This is a genomic window from Rahnella sp. AN3-3W3 (assembly GCF_003263545.1).
Taxonomy (GTDB): domain Bacteria; phylum Pseudomonadota; class Gammaproteobacteria; order Enterobacterales; family Enterobacteriaceae; genus Rahnella; species Rahnella variigena.
This window is the reverse complement of sequence record NZ_JYDG01000040.1, coordinates 85,963-104,633: the sequence shown is the minus strand read 5'-3', so window position 1 is coordinate 104,633 and position 18,671 is coordinate 85,963. Positions and strand designations below refer to the sequence as shown.

At 55.4% G+C, this 18,671-nt stretch carries 18 protein-coding genes; 13 read left to right on the top strand and 5 right to left on the bottom strand.

Annotated features, from left to right (window positions below):
* The first annotated feature begins 212 nt into the window (after window positions 1-212).
* Both malP and malQ read left to right on the top strand, forming a co-directional pair.
* Window positions 213-2,627 carry a maltodextrin phosphorylase gene (gene malP / locus UC15_RS12085; RefSeq protein WP_112288674.1) on the top strand — a complete coding sequence of 805 codons (2,415 nt, stop codon included), beginning with the start codon at window positions 213-215 and terminating at the stop codon, window positions 2,625-2,627.
* Window positions 2,628-2,635: 8 nt separating this feature from the next.
* The gene (malQ, locus tag UC15_RS12080) at window positions 2,636-4,711 is read left to right on the top strand and encodes a 4-alpha-glucanotransferase (protein ID WP_112288673.1); all 2,076 of its coding nucleotides are present in this window, start codon (window positions 2,636-2,638) and stop codon (window positions 4,709-4,711) included.
* A 44-nt stretch (window positions 4,712-4,755) separates the two neighbouring features.
* Here malQ and UC15_RS12075 read toward each other — a convergent pair whose 3' ends face one another.
* The 3 genes from UC15_RS12075 to gntX form a co-directional block, all read right to left on the bottom strand.
* Window positions 4,756-6,174: a DUF1996 domain-containing protein gene (locus UC15_RS12075; RefSeq protein WP_112288672.1), complete on the bottom strand. Its 1,419-nt coding sequence runs from the start codon at window positions 6,172-6,174 to the stop codon at window positions 4,756-4,758.
* A 275-nt stretch (window positions 6,175-6,449) separates the two neighbouring features.
* Window positions 6,450-7,025, bottom strand: coding sequence for a Fe-S biogenesis protein NfuA (nfuA, locus tag UC15_RS12070; protein ID WP_112288671.1), 576 nt, complete (start codon window positions 7,023-7,025; stop codon window positions 6,450-6,452).
* Window positions 7,026-7,122: 97 nt separating this feature from the next.
* Window positions 7,123-7,812: a DNA utilization protein GntX gene (gene gntX, locus UC15_RS12065; RefSeq protein WP_112288670.1), complete on the bottom strand. Its 690-nt coding sequence runs from the start codon at window positions 7,810-7,812 to the stop codon at window positions 7,123-7,125.
* A 46-nt stretch (window positions 7,813-7,858) separates the two neighbouring features.
* On the opposite strand from gntX, the gene bioH reads away from it, so the two are divergent.
* From bioH to UC15_RS12010, 11 genes are all read left to right on the top strand, one after another.
* Complete coding sequence (gene bioH, locus UC15_RS12060) at window positions 7,859-8,629, top strand: pimeloyl-ACP methyl ester esterase BioH (protein WP_112288669.1); 771 nt, start codon at window positions 7,859-7,861, stop codon at window positions 8,627-8,629.
* A 229-nt stretch (window positions 8,630-8,858) separates the two neighbouring features.
* Window positions 8,859-9,128: a YdgH/BhsA/McbA-like domain containing protein gene (locus UC15_RS12055; RefSeq protein ID WP_112288668.1), complete on the top strand. Its 270-nt coding sequence runs from the start codon at window positions 8,859-8,861 to the stop codon at window positions 9,126-9,128.
* A gap of 303 nt (window positions 9,129-9,431) precedes the next feature.
* A complete protein-coding gene (gene mdcA, locus UC15_RS12050; RefSeq protein WP_112288667.1) occupies window positions 9,432-11,093 on the top strand; it encodes a malonate decarboxylase subunit alpha in 1,662 nt (553 codons plus the stop codon).
* Between the two features lie 5 nt (window positions 11,094-11,098).
* On the top strand, window positions 11,099-11,956 hold the full coding sequence (locus tag UC15_RS12045) for a triphosphoribosyl-dephospho-CoA synthase (protein ID WP_112288666.1): 858 nt from the start codon (window positions 11,099-11,101) through the stop codon (window positions 11,954-11,956).
* Window positions 11,957-11,996: 40 nt separating this feature from the next.
* On the top strand, window positions 11,997-12,299 hold the full coding sequence (locus UC15_RS12040) for a malonate decarboxylase subunit delta (RefSeq protein WP_112288665.1): 303 nt from the start codon (window positions 11,997-11,999) through the stop codon (window positions 12,297-12,299).
* A complete protein-coding gene (locus UC15_RS12035; RefSeq protein ID WP_112288664.1) occupies window positions 12,289-13,131 on the top strand; it encodes a biotin-independent malonate decarboxylase subunit beta in 843 nt (280 codons plus the stop codon). The genes UC15_RS12040 and UC15_RS12035 overlap by 11 nt, the downstream gene beginning before the upstream one ends.
* Window positions 13,128-13,943, top strand: a complete 816-nt coding sequence (gene mdcE / locus UC15_RS12030) for a biotin-independent malonate decarboxylase subunit gamma (protein WP_112288663.1) — start codon at window positions 13,128-13,130, stop codon at window positions 13,941-13,943. Before UC15_RS12035 ends, mdcE begins: the two co-directional genes overlap by 4 nt.
* Window positions 13,944-14,132: 189 nt before the next feature.
* On the top strand, window positions 14,133-15,095 hold the full coding sequence (locus UC15_RS12025) for an AEC family transporter (RefSeq protein WP_112288662.1): 963 nt from the start codon (window positions 14,133-14,135) through the stop codon (window positions 15,093-15,095).
* 16 nt (window positions 15,096-15,111) lie between these two features.
* Window positions 15,112-15,738 (top strand): malonate decarboxylase holo-ACP synthase, encoded by a 627-nt coding sequence (locus UC15_RS12020; RefSeq protein ID WP_112288661.1) that lies wholly within the window; start codon window positions 15,112-15,114, stop codon window positions 15,736-15,738.
* A gap of 27 nt (window positions 15,739-15,765) precedes the next feature.
* Entirely contained in the window at window positions 15,766-16,701 is a 936-nt protein-coding gene (gene mdcH, locus UC15_RS12015; RefSeq protein ID WP_112288660.1) for a malonate decarboxylase subunit epsilon, read from the top strand.
* Between the two features lie 93 nt (window positions 16,702-16,794).
* Complete coding sequence (locus UC15_RS12010) at window positions 16,795-17,439, top strand: hypothetical protein (RefSeq protein ID WP_112288659.1); 645 nt, start codon at window positions 16,795-16,797, stop codon at window positions 17,437-17,439.
* On the opposite strand, the gene UC15_RS12005 is transcribed toward UC15_RS12010, so the two are convergent.
* Together UC15_RS12005 and UC15_RS12000 are read right to left on the bottom strand one after the other, a co-directional pair.
* Window positions 17,419-18,339, bottom strand: coding sequence for a LysR family transcriptional regulator (locus UC15_RS12005; RefSeq protein WP_112288658.1), 921 nt, complete (start codon window positions 18,337-18,339; stop codon window positions 17,419-17,421). The genes UC15_RS12010 and UC15_RS12005 overlap by 21 nt on opposite strands.
* 94 nt (window positions 18,340-18,433) lie before the next feature.
* Window positions 18,434-18,670, bottom strand: a complete 237-nt coding sequence (locus UC15_RS12000; protein WP_112288657.1) for a FeoC-like transcriptional regulator — start codon at window positions 18,668-18,670, stop codon at window positions 18,434-18,436.
* Window position 18,671: the final 1 nt, after the last annotated feature.

Sequence of the window (18,671 nt, the reverse complement as noted above, 5' to 3'; positions counted from 1 at the left end):
GGAGCCGATCGAGTTTTTGCGCCTCCCCCTTCGCAGGGGAGGCGGGGAGGGGGTTTTAATGGCAACGCCCCATCCCTTCGACATGATTTCATGCATTTTTCCTCATCCCCGCAGTGAGCATTTTTCCAGCATAGGGTTTATACATAGATATCGCGATCACACTTTTTCTCACGGAAGCATTCCGTCCCCTCAGACAGAAAAGAGACTGCCCTATGTCGAAGATCACGTTCAAGCAGGATATTTTTTTGGCGGCGCTCACCCGCCAGTGGCAAGCGTTCGGACTCACTTCAGCTTCAGATATGACTCAGCATCAGTGGTGGCACGCAGTCAGTGCTGCCGTCGCCGAACAACTTCCTCCGCAAAATGATACCGTCAGCAGCAAAAGCAAAAAAATTACCCGTCACGTTAACTACATCTCGATGGAATTTCTGGTTGGGCGTCTTACCGGTAACAATCTGATTAACCTCGGCTGGTACGAAAAAATCGCCACAGCGCTGCAACCGTTTGATATCAATCTGACTGATTTGCTGGAAGAGGAAATCGATCCGGCGCTGGGCAACGGCGGACTGGGACGGCTGGCGGCCTGTTATCTGGATGCGATGGCCTCGGTCGGGCAGCCCGGTATCGGTTATGGCCTGAACTATCAGTACGGTTTATTCCGCCAGCGTTTTGTTGACGGCAAACAGAAAGAGTCGCCGGACGACTGGCACCGCAGCGAATATCCATGGTTTCGCCATAACAGTTCGCTGGCGGTCAGCGTCGGCGTCGGCGGTAAAATCGTGAAAAATGAGCAGGGCGTGTCGCGCTGGGAACCGGAATTTACGCTGCGTGGCGAAGCCTGGGATCTGCCGGTGATGGGCTATCGCAATGGCATCACGCAGCCGCTGCGCTTATGGGAAGCCACGCATCCGCATCCGTTTGATCTCGAAAAGTTTAATGACGGCGAGTTTCTGAAAGCGGAACAACAAGGCGTCGACGCCGCTAAACTCACCAAAGTGTTATACCCGAATGACAACCATCAGGCCGGTAAACGCCTGCGCCTGATGCAGCAGTATTTCCAGTGCGCCTGCTCGGTGGCGGATATCCTGCGTCGTCACCATTTCCTTGGCCGCAAAATCAGCGAACTGCCGGATTATGAAGTCATCCAGCTTAACGATACGCACCCGACCATCGCCATTCCTGAAATGCTGCGCGTGCTTCTCGACGAGCATCAGCTGAGCTGGGATGACGCATGGCACATCACCAGCCGTACGTTTGCGTACACCAACCACACGTTAATGCCGGAAGCGCTGGAAACCTGGGACGAGCGTCTGGTGCGCAGCCTGCTGCCGCGCCATTTCCAGATCATTAAACAAATCAACGCCAACTTTAAGAAACGGGTCAGCAAAGAATGGCCGGGCGATGAGGCTGTCTGGGCGAAGCTTGCCGTGCATCACGACAAACAGGTGCGCATGGCAAACCTCTGCGTGGTTGCCGGTTTTGCGGTTAACGGCGTGGCGGCGCTGCATTCGGATCTGGTGGTCAAAGATCTGTTCCCGGAATATCACCAGCTTTGGCCGCAGAAATTCCACAACGTGACTAACGGCATTACACCGCGCCGCTGGCTGAAACAGTGCAATCCGGCGCTGTCCGCGCTGATTGATGAACGCCTGAAAACCGACGGCTGGGTGAACAATCTGGATTTGCTGAAAGGTCTGGAAGACGGCGTCAAAGACAAAAAATTCTGCAAGCAGTACCGCAAAATCAAGCACGACAATAAAGTGCGGCTGGCGGAATACGTCTGGCAGCGCATGGGGATCCGGCTTAATCCTGACGCGATTTTCGATGTGCAGATCAAACGTCTGCACGAGTACAAACGTCAGCATCTCAATCTTCTGCACATTCTTTCACTGTACCGCCAGATCCGCGATAACCCGAAACTCGACATCGTGCCGCGTGTTTTCCTGTTCGGTGCAAAAGCCGCGCCCGGCTATTACCTCGCCAAAAATATCATCTATGCGATCAATCAGGTGGCAGAGAAGATCAACAACGATCCGATCGTCGCCGATCGTATCAAAGTGGTATTCATCCCGGATTATTGCGTGTCGGTGGCTGAACTGATGATCCCGGCGGCGGATGTCTCCGAGCAGATTTCTACCGCCGGGAAAGAGGCTTCCGGTACCGGCAATATGAAACTGGCGCTGAACGGTGCGCTGACCGTCGGCACGCTGGATGGTGCCAATGTCGAAATTGCCGAACAAGTCGGTGAGGACAACATCTTTATCTTTGGCCTGACCGTCGATGAAGTAAAAGCGCAGCTGAAAAAAGGCTACAAGCCGAAAGCGCTGGTGAAAAAGGACAAACATCTCAAAACCATTCTCGACGAACTGGCCAGCGGCTTTTATGCCAACGGCGACAAGAAAGCCTTCGATCTGATGCTCAACAGCCTGCTCGACGGCGGTGACCCGTATCTGGTGCTGGCCGATTTTGCGGCCTATTGCGAGGCGCAGAAACAGGTCGATACGCTGTTCCGTAATACCGATGAATGGACGCGCCGCACGTTACTGAATACGGCGCGGGTCGGCATGTTCAGCGCCGACCGTTCTATCCGCGATTATCAGCAACGCATCTGGCAGGCCAAACGATAGGAGCAGACATGGAAGATAAGCAACTCGTTGCAGCCGCGCGCCGGGCAGGGATTGTAGACAGTTTCATCAATATGACGGATGACGTCGAAACAGTATCGGATGACACGCGGACGGCTTTGCTCGCGGCGATGGGGCGGGACCCGGCTGACGTGCCGGAAATCACGCCCGTACCGCCGGTAAAAGTATTTACACAAGGCAAAAAAGTGCTGCTGACGCCGGAAGGTGCTGGTGCTTTCAGCTGGCAACTGACGCAGGAAAACGGCAGTCAGACGCACGGCGACATCCCGGCGGGTCAGGCGCTGAACCTCGGCGCAGCGCTGCCTGCCGGTTATCACCAGCTGACGTTATCGCAAAACGGTAATGTCTGGCCCTGCCGGATTATCGTCGCGCCGCCGCGTTGCTATGAGCCGCAGGCGTTGCGGGCGGGTAAAAAACTGTGGGGCGCGACGGTGCAGCTTTATACCCTGCGTTCGGAAAATAACTGGGGCGTGGGTGATTTCGGCGACCTGAAAAAAATGGTCGAAGAAGTCGGAAAACGTGGCGGGGCGTTTGTCGGGCTTAATCCCATTCATTCGCTGTATCCGGCGAATCCACAAAGTGCCAGCCCGTACAGTCCGTCGTCCCGCCGCTGGCTGAACCTGACCTACATCGATGTGAACGCCGTGGAGGAATTCGCCGCCAGTCGCGAGGCACAAAACTGGTGGCATTCCAGAGAGACGCGTGACGCGTTATTGCAGGCACGCAGTACGGAGTTTGTGGATTATCCGCAGGTCATGGCGCTGAAATCCGCCGCGCTGAAACTGGCCTGGCCGCTGTTTTGTGAACTGCCGCAAGGCAGCCTGCGTAAGCAGGATTTCCGCCGTTTCGTGGAACTCGGCGGCGACAGTTTGCGGCAACAGGCGCTATTCGACGCGCTGCATGTGCATCTGCGGGATCTGGATTTAGGCCAGTGGGGCTGGCCGGTGTGGCCGCAAGCCTATCGCGATGCCCAAAGCGCGGATGTACGCGAATTCAGTGAGCGTTATGCCAGTGAAGTTGAGTTCTATCAGTGGCAGCAATGGCTGGCGCATACGCAGTTTTCAGAATGTTATCAGCGCAGTGTGGAACTGGAGATGCCGATCGGCGTGTACCGTGATCTGGCGGTCGGCGTGGCGCAAGGCGGCGCGGAAACCTGGTCGGATCCGGCGCTGTATTGCCTGAAAGCGACCATTGGCGCGCCGCCGGATATTCTTGGCCCACAGGGGCAAAACTGGGGACTTCCGCCCATTGATCCGCACGAAATGAAAGTCCGTGCCTATCAGCCGTTTATTGATTTGCTGCGGGCAAATATGGCGGAGTGCGGGGCGCTGCGTATCGATCACGTGATGGGGCTGCTGCGTTTGTGGTGGATACCGGCGGATCAGGAGGCGGGGAATGGCGCGTATGTCCGTTATCCGCTGGAAGATTTACTCGGCGTGCTGGCGCTGGAAAGTCAGCGACATCAGTGCATGGTGATTGGCGAAGATCTCGGTACAGTGCCGAAAGAGATTGTCGCCAGCCTGCGTGACAGCGGGGTGTATTCCTACAAGGTGTTGTATTTCGAACACGATAAAAACTACGTTTACCGACCGCCGGAAGACTATGTTTCGCAGGCAATGGCAACGGTCACCACGCATGATCTGCCTACGTTGCGCGGTTACTGGGAAGGTGGCGATTTAACGCTCGGTGCGTCACTTGGCGTTTATCCTGATCCGCAGGTGCTGGAGAAATTGCGCGGGGAGCGTGAACACAGCAAGCAGGGATTGTTGGATGCGTTGCATCAGACAGGGTGCGTGCCGAAATCGATCGGCAAAACGGCAACAAACATGCCGATGACGCCGGTGCTAAATGGCGGGCTGCAGCGTTATCTGGCAGGCAGTGCCAGCGCATTGCTCGGCCTGCAACCGGAAGACTGGCTGGATATGGATTTGCCGGTTAATGTGCCGGGCACGAATACCGAATACCCTAACTGGCGGCGCAAACTGACGCGAACGCTGGAGGAAATGTTTGGCGATGAGCATATTGATGCGCTGCTGGCCGATTTGAGCAAACGGCGAAAGGGGTAATCCAGGTGGCAGAAAAGGGCCTGAGTTTCCTCAGGCCGCTGTGATTAATTCTCTGTTGCCGCCTTGTAGCCTTTCACGATCAGCAACGGTGGATGGTTGGTTTCGGTGGAATCGAAGGTGTACGTCCCGCCGTTCTGATCACCGCCGAGGTAGAAAGCGACTTCTGTTTTGCCTTCTGCCAGCGCCTGGCGAACAGCCGTATCCACGATAGCGTCGCGATACTGACGGTTATTATTCATCGAGATGGTGCCAGCTGACTGGTAATCCGTTGCCGGATGGTTATCCCAGTTCACTGTTTTGCCATCCCAGTCCGTGGTTGTGCTGTAGACATTCAGCTTGCCGGTGGCGCTGGAAGCCGCATTGCCACCAAACACCCGCAGACGGTAGACGAATAATCCCTCTTCAGAGGCCGGGATGGCTTCCGGCAGTGCAGGAATTTTAAACTTAAACAGAACCAGACTTTCCGGATTGCTGGCATGACCGCCGTTTTTCCAGTTGTCGCTGGCGGTCAGCAATGTGCTGCTGCCGTAATTGGTGCTGCTGTTGGTACTGCTGACGACCGTGTCTTCCAGTGCCGGCTCGTAGCTGTAAGGGATGGTGTTACTGCAATCGAAAGCCAGATTCATACACAAGTCGGTCATGTATTTCGCTGACTGTTCAGGCCAGCCATTCACAAAATCACCATGGGCGGTGTAAATGCTGCCCCACTTCTCGATGCGTTGATCACCGACCATTTCAGGGTCCAGCGAAAGCTGTATTTTGCTGGTATCCAGTGAGGTGATCTGCGGCAACACGTAGGCAATGTTCATGTTGACCTTAGGTATTTTCACCGGAAAAGCCGCAGGACAGACATTGTTTGAGTCATATGTGGCGTTCGCCACACCCTTCTCAGGTTTCAGATGAACACCGTCCCAGCAGTTGGGGAAGTTAATGCCGATGTTGAACTGCACGGCATCCCCGCCTGAGCGCAAACCACAGACCTGATCTGCGGTGTTTGTGTAGCCGTTCCCATTGGCACACAAGAAGCTGACGTGCGGATTGGGTGCGGTGCCCACGTGATCCCCTGCCAGCAGCTGTAACCCCTTTGGGAAAGGCGTCAGCGGATACTTTTCTACCGAGTTAGCCTGATAATAGGTTTTCTGATACGACGGCTTCACGACTTCGCCTGAAGGCAGTTTCATGGTCGGTGCCCAATAGGCGGTGGAATCTGCCTTGTTGTCACAGGTGGTTTCCGGTTTTGCCTGCAGCGTGTCGTAGGTGGAATACGCATCGGTGCTGGTGTTACCAAAGAAATCGTGCAGCATCGCGTGATTGGGCATACCAAACATCAGAATGGCATCGTCGCCGAGGGTATGGCTGTAGGAACAGGAAACGTTCGACTGTCCTGATGCCGCATGAGAAGCCAGCGGCATCAGGGCGAACAGACCTGCGAGAGGGACTAAAACGCGTAAGGTTTTTTTCATAACAGACTCCGGACAGACAGTGATTTCCTTAGAAATGACATCCGGGGAAGTGTGTGTGTCCGGCCTGGCTCTCGCTTGAGAAAGCAGGTCTGAGACGTGTTGTAATACACGATTCCTTTTCCCCTGCCTCTGTTTTATGCGCAATCTGTGCGTGCTGAAAGCGAGTCTGGTTGTGCCATTACGGGCACAACAGGAAGGGGGAAATTGCAGGCAATAAAAAGGGCTCAGCGGTGCTGAACCCTAAAGTATTGTGATACTGGAATGGCGTTAACCTATCAGTAGAACGAGTGTTCACCGCGCTGGTGTTCGGTCAGGTCACGAACGCCTTTCAGCTCAGGGAAGTTTTGCAGCAGTTCTTTCTCGATGCCATCTTTCAGGGTGACATCAATCATTGAACAGCCGTTACAGCCGCCGCCGAATTGCAGAACAGCGATACCGTCGTCAGTGATTTCCATCAGGGAAACACGGCCGCCGTGGCTGGCTAACTGCGGGTTAATCTGCGATTGCAGCTGATATTCAACACGTTCCATCAGCGGCGCATCGTCAGAGACTTTACGCATTTTGGCGTTCGGTGCTTTCAGCGTCAGCTGAGAACCGAGCTGATCGGTAACGAAGTCGATCACCGCATCCTGCAGATAAGGTGCGCTTAATTCATCGACGAAAGCAGACAGTTTCTCGAACTTCAGTTCGGTATCCGTCGCTTCAACGGCGTCAGGCGGGCAATAAGAGACACCGCATTCTGCGGTCGGCGTACCGGGATTGATCACGAATACGCGGATTTGGGTGCCTTCTTCCTGGCTTGCCAGCAATTTGGCAAAGTGCTCTTGGGCAGCATCGGTAATAAGGATCATAACATTCGCTCAATAGTTGACTACTCTAGTTGGTTATAATACGCCCTTTACTTTTACCCGTCACCCTTCACGTTGCCAGAGTGTTAGCAGCACGTGCCTATGTCTGCAACGTCCGGCAGATACACGCGATTTGCAGTGAAGCAACGCCCTGATTGCGCAGTATTTTACTGATTTCACGCACCGTGCTGCCTGTCGTCACCACGTCATCCAGCAGCATCACGTGCTTATCTCGCAGATTGATATGGCAGGTGAAAGCTTTACGCAGATTCCACTTTCTTTCCCGCTCGGTCAGGCTTTGTTGTGACGTCGTCTGCCGGTCGCGGCTCAGGGCATCGGGCAGGTATTCACAATGCAGCCAGCGTGCCAGTGGTTTTGCCAGCAATTCACTCTGATTATAACCTCGTGAGAAATAGCGTTTCTGATGCAGCGGCACGCTGAGCAGCACGTCGGGTCTGGGCAGATTGCGCCTCCGGTAGCGTTCCAGCCAGCGCAGCAACAGCAAGCGGGCGAGTGCGGTGTCGAGCTCCGGTTGCCCGGAGAATTTGAACCGCAACACCAGCCCGCTCACCGGCATTTCATAGGGACTGGCGAAGATCATCGCGTCCCACGGCGGCGGTTTTAATAAACACCGCCCGCAATCAGCCTCACCGCCGCTGGAGGGCAATCCGCAGCGCAGGCAATGCGGCGGAGCGACCGGCAGATGTTTCATACACAGGCTGCAAATGCCCTGGATCGTAAGATGCAGCGGACACTGGCATAGCCAACAGCGGCCGGCAATTGTTAGCATAGTGGCGGGTTCCTTTAGCCATTCAGACAGACACGGACAATACGCTATGAATACGCTTTATCAGGAGACAATCGGCGAAGGAGATCGCCATCTTGTGCTGCTTCACGGATGGGGGCTGAATGCCGAAGTCTGGCGTTACACGGCAGAGCGACTTGCGCCGCAATTTTGTCTGCATCTGATCGACCTGCCGGGCTATGGCCGCAGTGAAGGTTTCGGGGCGATGACGCTGGAAGAGATGGCGGAAGCGGTTCTGGCGGTCATGCCGCCAAAGGCCTCGCTGATGGGCTGGTCGCTGGGCGGTCTGGTCGCCAGCCAAATTGCGCTGAGCGCGCCGCAGCGCGTGGAAAAACTGATTACCGTGGCATCTTCGCCTTGCTTTACCGCGCACGAAGACTGGCCGGGGATCCGCCCAGATGTGCTGCAGGGTTTTCAGCATCAGCTGAGTGAAGATTTCCAGCGCACGGTCGAGCGTTTTTTGGCGTTGCAGACACTCGGCAGCGACAGCGCGCGTCAGGATGCCCGATTGCTTAAATCGATTGTCCTGAATCTGCCGATGCCACCGGCTGATGTGCTCAACGGCGGGCTGGAGATTTTGCGCACGGCCGATTTACGCCAGCCGATGACGCAGCTGACGTTGCCAATATTGCGTATTTACGGCGCGCTGGACGGGCTGGTGCCGCGAAAAGTCGTGCCGTTGCTGGATGCGTTACTGCCGGATTCCCGTTCAGAAGTCATTGAAAAAGCAGCACATGCGCCGTTCATTTCTCATCCTGATGCGTTTTGTGAACTTGCCGGTCAGTTCCTGATGTCAGAATGAAAATCAATGTAAATATTTTTTTCTAATTTCTGGATAATTCCCGAAGGTGATTAATACTTAAGCCGATAGATGCCGGAGGTGAGAGGGGGAAGAGTTTCCATCGCCCGTTTGTGTCTCTGGGGAGAAATCTGGTGGTTGACCAGGAAGGTTCGTGCCAGCACAGATTCACCTGCCGTTCATATCTTGACTGCTTTCTTTCAAAATTATTCATCCAATTAGAGGTAATGTCATGAAATCAAATAAAATTATTATTGCAGCTGTTCTGGCAGGTTTGTTCTCTGTGAACGCAATGGCCGCTGAGATGATCACCAAAGAAGAAGCCAAAGATAAGGGTTACACCAGCCTGGGCGTGGTAACGACCAGCAATGAATACACTGCGCCAATGGATGCTAAAGATGAGCTGTCCAAACTGGCTGATGAAAAAGGCGGGAAATACTACGTCGTCATCGCCGCGCAGGAGAAAAAGAAAATCACTGCTACCGCAGAAGTGTTCAAGTAATTCTCTGAATCTGCGAAAAAGGGATGCCTGGTGCATCTCTTTTTTTTCGCCTGTTTTTGCGCACTTCCTCTCATTCCTTGTTCTGTATCAAACTGTTTTTAAAGAATTCTCTTCAATCGTTACTCTCAGAGTAACGAAGTGTCAGCGCCCTTAATTGATGGGTATCTCACCGCTTCCTATACTTAACACGCTAATTAAACAGGTCAATTGTGATGCAACCGCCACTTGACTGAACTTCCCACCCTCCTTTTTGTTTCATCACGACGGGAAAGATTCAGCAAGCTCAACCCAGGGAGGTTTGGCATGCCGCAACATCCGCAGACCACGAAAGTATGGGACACCCGCCGCAGCGAAAAACAACGGCGTATCGACAGTGTCCGTTCCGTGGCAGAGGGTAAAGTTTTACCCACAGATAAAATCATCCCTATCCTCGAAACGCTGATCGCCTCCGGTGACCGCGTGGTGATGGAAGGTAACAACCAAAAACAAGCTGACTTTCTTTCCCGTTCGCTGGCAAAAGTGAACCCTGAAAAGCTGCATGATTTACATATGATCATGCCGAGCGTCAGCCGTGCTGAACATCTGGATCTCTTCGAACGCGGTATCGCCCGCAAGCTTGATTTCGCTTTCTCCGGCCCGCAAAGCCTGCGTATCGCGCAACTGCTTGAGGACGGTCAGATGGAAATCGGCGCTATCCACACGTACATCGAACTGTATTCCCGTCTTTATGTCGATCTGGTGCCAAACATCGCGCTGATCGCCGGCTTCAAAGCGGACCGTAAAGGCAATCTGTATACCGGCGCAAGCACTGAAGATACGCCGGCGCTGGTCGAAGCCGCTGCCTTTAAAAACGGCATCGTGATTGCGCAGGTGAATGAACTTGTCGAAGAAGACACCGACCTGCCGCGCGTCGATATTCCCGGCGACTGGATTGATTTCGTGGTCGTCGCCGACAAGCCGTTCTTTATCGAACCGCTGTTCACCCGTGACCCGCGCCTGATTAAACCGGTTCACGTGCTGATGGCGATGATGGCGATTAAGGGTATTTACGCCAAACACAACGTGCAGTCCCTGAACCACGGTATCGGTTTTAACACCGCAGCCATCGAACTGTTGCTGCCGACGTACGGCGAACAGCTCGGTCTGCGCGGCAAAATCTGTAAACACTGGACGCTGAATCCGCATCCGACGCTGATCCCGGCTATCGAAAGCGGCTGGGTGGAAACCGTTCACTGCTTCGGCGGCGAAATGGGGATGGAAGAGTACATTCGCGCTCGTCCGGATGTGTTCTTCACCGGCTCCGACGGCTCCATGCGTTCCAACCGTGCGTTCTGCCAGATGGCAGGTCAGTACGCCGTCGACATGTTCATCGGTTCCACCTTGCAGGTCGATGGTCTGGCGAACTCCTCAACGGTGACCCGCGGTCGTCTGGCCGGTTTCGGTGGCGCGCCTAACATGGGCCATGACCCGCACGGTCGTCGTCACTCCACGCCAGCCTGGCTCGACATGATTGAAGAGCCGGATCCGATGGCACGCGGTAAAAAACTGGTCGTACAGATGGTGGAAACCTTCCAGGCTGGGGGCAAACCGACGTTCGTTGAGAAACTCGAAGCCGTCGATGTGGGTAAAGAGTCCGGTATGCCGCTGGCGCCTGTGATGATTTACGGCGACGACGTGACCCACGTGCTGACCGAAGAGGGGATTGCTTACCTGCACCGCGCCCGCTCTCTGGAAGAACGCCGCGCAATGGTCGCTGCGGTGGCCGGTATCACTGACATCGGTCTGGGCGTTGACGCCAAACGTGTTGCCGACCTGCGCCGTCAGGAACTGGTGGTCTTCCCTGAAGACATGGGCATTCGTCGCACCGACGCCACCCGTTCTTTACTGGCGGCAGGCAGCGTGAGCGAACTGGTTGACTGGTCCGGCGGTTTGTATAACCCGCCAGCCAAATTCCGTAGCTGGTGATCCTGATGCCGCAGACTTTAACGATTGGCGCTGTACTGACAGCGGAAGAACTGGCCGAAAGGCTGGCAGAAACGGCGACGCAGGCGCTGATCGACGAAGCGCGGCTTAGCCCGAAACCGGGACTGGTAGACAGCCGGAGTTCCGGCGCACATCAGGATTTAACGTTGGATCTGATGGTGCGTTCGGCACGCAGCCTGACCTCCACTTTCTATTTGCTGGCTTTACACAGCTGGCAGCGCCCGGCGGATATCGCCCTGCGTCAGGAAGTGGGGCGCTTAGGTCGTGCTGGTGAAGCACAAATGATGGCGGAAACCGGCGGAGTGAATACTCACCGGGGCGCTATCTGGGCGATGGGGCTGCTGGTCAGCGCCGTTGCCATGCAGCCGGAACGTTTGCTGCCGCAAAGTATTGCGCAGCGCGCCGCGAAAATTGCGGCGTTACCCGATGCTTTCAGCCCGAAAAAATTCAGTAAAGGTTCGCACGCCGTGCAGCGTTATCAGGTGCCGGGTGCGCGTGAAGAAGCACAAAGTGGTTTCCCGCACATTATCGACCGGGCACTGCCGCAGCTTCATCACAGCCGGACACGAGGCGCCAGCGAAAGCGAAGCACAGGTCGATGCCTTGCTGGCGATGATGACCACGCTTGCCGACACCTGTGTGCTGTCACGCGGCGGTTTACCGGCGCTTGAAGCCATGCATCAGGGCGCGCAGGCGGTACTGGAAGCTGGTGGCACCAGCACGATGGCGGGCAAACAACGGTTGCGCCATCTCGAACACCGGATGCTAACGGACAACACATCGCCCGGCGGTGCCGCTGATTTACTGGCTGCGACGCTGTTCCTCGACCGCGTGAGCGTGGTCTGAACCGGATACGAATTAACTAACATCAGTACAAAGAGGTGTTATGGAACGTTTTGAATTTAACTACCCGGCGGCTAAACCGCTGGCAGGCCGCGCCGAAGCCGGCGTGGTAGGTTCCGGCGATTTAGAAGCGCTGTATGAACCCGACACAGCCAGTGCGCTGAAAATTATCGTCACCACATCGGTCGACGGCAGCCATACCTTGTGGCAGAACTTTTTTAACCGTCTGAGCGCGCTGCGTGAATTACCGGCAGGCCGTCTGGACATTAATGATTTTGGCGCCACACCAGGGGTTGCCCGTCTGCGTATCGAACAGGTCTTTGAGGAGGCTGAAAATGCCAACTGATACTGATCAGAGCTTTATCGAACTGAGCGCCCGTCAGCGCGCCCGCAAACTGCTGGACGACGGCACTTTCCGCGAACTGCTCGGGCCGTTCGAACGCGTGATGTCGCCATGGCTGGAACCGCAGGGCATCGTCCCGCAGGCCGATGACGGCATGGTGGTTGCAAAAGGCCAGATTAACGGTCAGCCCGCCGTGGTTGTGGCGATTGAAGGCAGTTTCCAAGGCGGCAGCATGGGCGAAGTGTCCGGTGCCAAAATGGCCGCGGCGCTGGAACTGGCCGCAGAAGATAACCGCAACGGCATCCCGACGCAGGCCGTTCTGCTGCTCGAAACCGGCGGTGTGCGTTTGCAGGAAGCCAATCTGGGTCTGGCGGCGATCGCCGATATTCACGCCGCAATCGTAGATTTACGCCGCTATACGCCGGTGATTGGCGTGGTTGCCGGTACTGTCGGTTGCTTTGGCGGGATGTCGATTGCCGCCGCGCTGTGCAGCTATCTGATTGTCACCCGCGAAGCCCGTCTGGGTCTGAATGGTCCGCAGGTTATTGAACAGGAAGCCGGTATCGATGAATACGATTCCCGCGACCGTCCGTTTATCTGGAGCATGACCGGTGGCGAAGTGCGCTATCACAGCGGGTTTGTTGATGCACTGGTGAAAGATTCCCTGAATGAAGTGAAAGACAGCGTACTGGCCTTTATTAAAGCGGGCGTACCTGCGACACATCGTTCTGATAATTATGATTATTACCTGCCAAAACTGACCGGTTTTGACACCGCGCAGCAGGCCAGCCGTGAAGTGACGGAAGCCTTGTTTAACCGGGAGGATCGCGCATGAGCAACGTAGCAAATAATGCAGCCAGCCGGGGTGATTACTGGTTCGCTGAACTGACCAAAGACGCCACTCCGGTAAGCGGTCTTTGCCCTTCCGTGAAAGCGGCTGACGGCAAACTGAATGACCAGCCCGTGCGTTTCATCGCCGTGGTACCGGATAAAAATAACCAGTATCCGCGTGCTGCGGGCGGCGAAGTCGGCCTGCTCGAAGGCTGGAATCTGGCAAAAGTAGTCAACGACGTCATTGATGCCGACGCTAATGCCACCACCAAACGCGCCATCGTGGCTGTGATTGATGTGCCAAGTCAGGCATACGGTCGTCGCGAAGAAGCATTCGGTATCCATCAGGCGCTGGCCGGTGCCGCAGGGGCGTACGCCAAAGCACGTCTGGCCGGGCATCCGGTGGTCGGGCTGATTGTCGGTAAAGCGATGTCCGGTGCGTTTCTGGCGCACGGTTATCAGGCCAACAAACTGATCGCCTTCAAAAACAACGGCGTGATGATCCACGCGATGGGTAAAGAATCCGCCGCACGTATCACCTTACGTTCTGTGGACGCGCTGGAAAAACTGGCCGCCACCATTCCGCCGATGGCCTATGACATCGAAAACTACGCCACGCTGGGCCTGCTATCGCAATTACTCGACATCGCTGATCCGGACAAGGCAACACCCGACGACATCAGCAACGTGCAAAACGTTGTCTGGCAAAACATTCAGGACGCACGCAAAGAAGGCGTTAGCCTCAGCAACCGTCTGGGTGCAGAAAACCGCGCAAGTTCGCAGCGCGTTCGCCAGCTGATGCGTCAGGAATGGTAATTCGTTAAAACTTTCAGTCTCAACCGGTAACGCACCTGCAAACAGCGTGACGCAGCCGCATTGCGGGTTCCCGCCCTGACATACCGTCCGGGCGAGGACCTGCTGTTGTCTGCAACTGGACTGTCATACTAATAAAACCATCGCACCGGCGCCGACTGAGCATTCATTTTTTGCCTCAGGAAAAACGCTATGACTTACGTAATATTGCACGCGCTTGCCCCTATTTTCGTCATCATGATCCTCGGTTTTTACGCCGGGAAAGCGAAAATGGTGGATAACCAGAATGTCTCTTTACTTAATATTTTCGTGATGGATTTCGCTTTACCCGCTGCGCTGTTTGCAGCAACCGTACAGACCCCGTGGGCGGGCATTGTTGAACAGTCACCGCTGATTCTGGTGCTGGTGCTGGCCATGTGGGTAACCTACGCGGCGATTTACTTTATTTGTACCAAAGTCTTTAAAAAGTCTCCGCAGGACGCGGCGGTTCTGACGCTGACTGTCGCACTGCCGAACTATGCGGCGCTTGGTTTGCCGATTCTGAGCAGCGTGATGGGTGATGCGCCGTCGACTTCACTGTCCGTCGCGGTATCTATCGCCTGCGGTTCCGTGCTGATGACGCCGTTCTGTCTGCTGATCCTTGAACGTGAAAAAGCGCGTCTCAGTGGTGAAAATCAGGGGTCTTCTCTGGCACTGCTACCGGTTCTGATGTGGCGTTCAGTGAAAAAACCGATCGTCTGGGCACCGTTGCTGGGCGTGATCCTGTCGGCGATTGGCATTAAAATGCCGGAAATTTTCCTGGCATCGATCAAACCGCTGGGTCTGTCAGCTACCGCGTCTGCGCTGTTCCTGACCGGTGTTATCCTGTCAGCCCGTAAACTGAAAATTAACGGTCCGGTGCTGTTGTCTTGCGTGGCGAAAAATCTGATCCAGCCGTTTATTGCCTGGGGCCTGGTTCTGGCATTTGGCCTGAGCGGTCAGGTGGCTGTGACGGCGATCCTGATGATTGCGTTGTCTGCTGGTTTCTTCGGTATCGTGTTCGGTAACCGTTTCGGGGTTCAGTCTCCGGATGCAGAAGCGTCACTGCTGATCAGTTCCGTATTATGTATCGTGACATTGCCGCTGTTTATCTCTCTGACAGCCGCACTTCACTAATCAGAAAGGTTGGAATATGTGTGACCCGCGTGCCCATGATTTTGTCTGGATTAGCGACCGTTCTGCGCTGCAAAGCGACGACACGTTACCCGCGTGGGTAAACACCGGCTGGCGTACGTCGCTGCCGCTGGTGGTGCGTCGCGATAAGCGGGCTGACGGCGCAATTCCTGTGGGCATTCGCGGCATGACCCGTATTCAGCGTGCTGCCGCCTGGATAGATCCGGCGGCGGTGGTGCGGGTCGTCACGCCCGAATCTCTGGTCAGCGACGTGAATGCATTACTGCATTCGCCGTTTGTGTCACAGCAACCGGTGCAGGCGCTGATTACGTTATGCAGTCTGAAGCTGCCTTTCGCGTGGGGCGTGACGGGCAGTTGCGCCTACGCGCTGGTCAGTGACCTTCCCGTCATGCACGCCGACAGCGATCTTGATTTACTGGTGCGCTGCGACATGCCGCGGGATCCTTCTCAGTTTTCCGATTTTTACGACCAGCTTCAGCGGCTTCCCTGCCGCGCCGATGTTCAGATCAATACGCCACAGGGCGGATTTGCCCTCAGCGAATGGCTGCGTGGCGGTGACATCATGCTGAAAACGGCGTCCGGCCCGTTGCTGGTGCGTGACCCGTGGCAATTGCCGGGAGACTGAACCTGGCCACAAGAAGCAAGGAGCACGATGAAAATCCTATTTACTTTCCCCGGACAGGGCCCGCAGGTGCCGCAAATGCTGCATCGTCTGCCGGATAACCCGCTCACACATTCCCTCATTGAACAGGCCAGCATCGCGCTGGGCGAAGATGTTCTGCTGCTTGATACTGCCGATGCCTTACGCTCCACCCGTGCCGTACAACTGTGTTTGCTGATTGCCGGTGTGGTCTGGGCGAAACAGTGCCAGGCCGAAGGCGTTGAGGCAGATTTTTGCAGCGGGCTGTCAATTGGTGCGTTTCCGGCAGCGGTGATTGCCGGTGCGCTCGACTTTGATGATGCCGTACGGCTGGTCGCGCTGCGTGGGGAACTGATGCAACAGGCCTATCCGCAAGGCTTTGGCCTTTCAGCGATCACCGGGTTGCGTCAGATGCAGGTGGAAGATCTGGTCGCGCAGGTCAACAGCGCCACATCGCCGGTGTATCTGGCGAATATTAACGCGGAAGACCAGCTGGTGATTGCGGGTAGTGATGCCGCTATGGCGCAGGTCATGCAACTGGCGAAAGGGCTGGGAGCGCAGAAAACGCATCAGCTGGCGGTCAGCGTGCCATCACATTGCGCACTGCTCGATGAACCTGCGGCGAAACTGGTTGAGGCGTTTAAACAGATTCACATTTCCCGTCCGACCTGCGGTTATCTCAGCGGAACAACGGGTCGCGTTTACTGGCAGGCGGAAAAAATCGCGGACGATCTGGCGATGAACATGGCGCGTACCGTGAACTGGCGTGATGCCATGGTCGCGGCCTACCAGCGCGATGTGCGACTGGCAATTGAAATGCCGCCGGGCGCGGTGCTTACCGGCCTGACCCGCCGTGCGATGGAACAGGGCGAAGCGCTGTCTTTATGCCAGTCAGGTATGCATGTTGCGGGACGTCTCGCAGCGCGGTTACGGGAAAACGAACGCTGATTAAAGGCATGATAGGTTGGGGATGAAACGCGTGGCGCTGTTTGATTATTGCGCAGCGTGCTATTGTCCAACCACTCTGAACGAAGGGATATCATGCCAGTTTTAATTCGCGGGGATTCGCAAATGATCGTGCTTGAAAGATCGTACAGTCCGGCCACTCTGGCCCGACGGTTTGAAGTCATTGATGAAATCCGTTTCAACAACATTGACATGTTGGTCATCTATGATGAAAAAATTCCATTTATCGCCATTGCCGAAGCCCAAACCAGAACCGATAACAGGGGTGAAAACCGACACCATGTGGTGGCAACGCTGGAACTTGCCCGCAGGGAAAATAGCGTTGAACTGCTCGAAGTACGACAGTTCTGGGAAGACGATAAAGCGTTTCAGGTGGAAGGCGTGGTGGATAATGCTGGAATGCGAGATTACCGTTTAGCGACCTTGTTGTATGAAACACTGGTGGTAAAAAAGCATCTCACGTTGATGAGTGATAACGATCATTACACCGGCGGTCGCGCCTTGTGGAAACGTCTTGCGCAGGATTCTGCAGGATTATTAGTTTTTATACTCGATACAGAGAAAGGGCAATTTTACCCTTATGATGGCTCGAAAATGCGTTATGACGGGGTGAGCATTCCTGAGTCTGCTATCTGGAGTCACCATCCGGATCAAACGCACTGGCCGGTCGTATTGATTGCGCAAAACAGCGAGCATCTGTCAGCGCTTTCTGCTCGCTAGCGCATACATCCGGCTTTCAGCGGCGAGGGCGAGGAGGTTAGGATCGTGCTCGCGGCTGTGCGGGAAGACCAGCGAAATGGTCTGGCGCATCTGGTAGGCTTCGGTAAGCGGCAGTAATTTCACCGTATTTGCGTACACGCCTTTCATCCTGCCGGGAATGAGCGTGTATCCGACGCCCGCCTGCACCAGACTCAGCATCGAAAAAATATCGTTTACCCGTGTGACAATGTCCGGCTCAAAACCGGCGATCTGAAAGGCTTCCTGAAAGCCGTGGTAAGTCGCAAACCCTTCTGCCAGTGAAACGAATTTCTTCTGTTTGTAATCGCGTAAATCCGCCGCGCCTTCCGACGCCAGTTCTGCGCTGGCGGGGGCGGCGAGAAAAATATCATCCTGAAACAGCGGCAACTGATCGTAGCGCTGTGCGTCCACGCTCGAATCACTGGTCGAAATCAGAATCGCATCGAGCAGGCCGTCTTCCAGCTTTTGCAGCAAATCACTGTTAGACCCCATCACCAGCTCCAGTTCAAGCTCGGGTCTGCGTAGTTTCAGCCCCATAATCAGGCGCGGAATAGTTTCCAGGGTCAGCGAATACAATGTGCCGACTTTCAGGCGTTTATCCCCAAAACCGGCGGCGCGCTGGGTGGCCTGGATCCCATGTTCCATCTGTTCAATCACCTGCGTGGCATGTTCCAGTAACGCTTCAGCCGCGGGCAATGGCAGCAGATTGCGCCCGCGATGGATAAACAGCGGACAGCGCAAACCTTCTTCCAGAGAATGCAGGGCGCGATGCACGCTCACGCTGCTCAGACCGAGTTGTTCGGCTGCGCGGGTGATGTTTTGCTTTTCCATGTAAGCGAGGAAAATTTCGAGTTTGCGGAAGGTGATTTCACTGTCGATCATACAGGCTCCTGCGGCGCGTTTTAGGCCGTTGCGGGCTGAGATGATAGCTGAATAGCCGCCGGGCGACTATTCAGGAAGGGCGGAAAAGCCGGGTTCAGGGGATCAGGGTGTAAGACACTGTCAGGCACTTTTTGCCGTCAGCGCAACTTTTACAGCTGCCGCTCAGACAGCTGTCATCCGCTTCCACCGTTTCTGCTTTTCGCATCGCCACCAGCCGTTCGAGCATGGCCTGCACCAGCGGCTGCGGAGCCTTAAGCTGCTGGCTGAGCTGGCGGGCATCTGCCCGGCCAGCCAGTGCGAGAGAGTCGCGAACCTGAATCAGCGTAGTCATG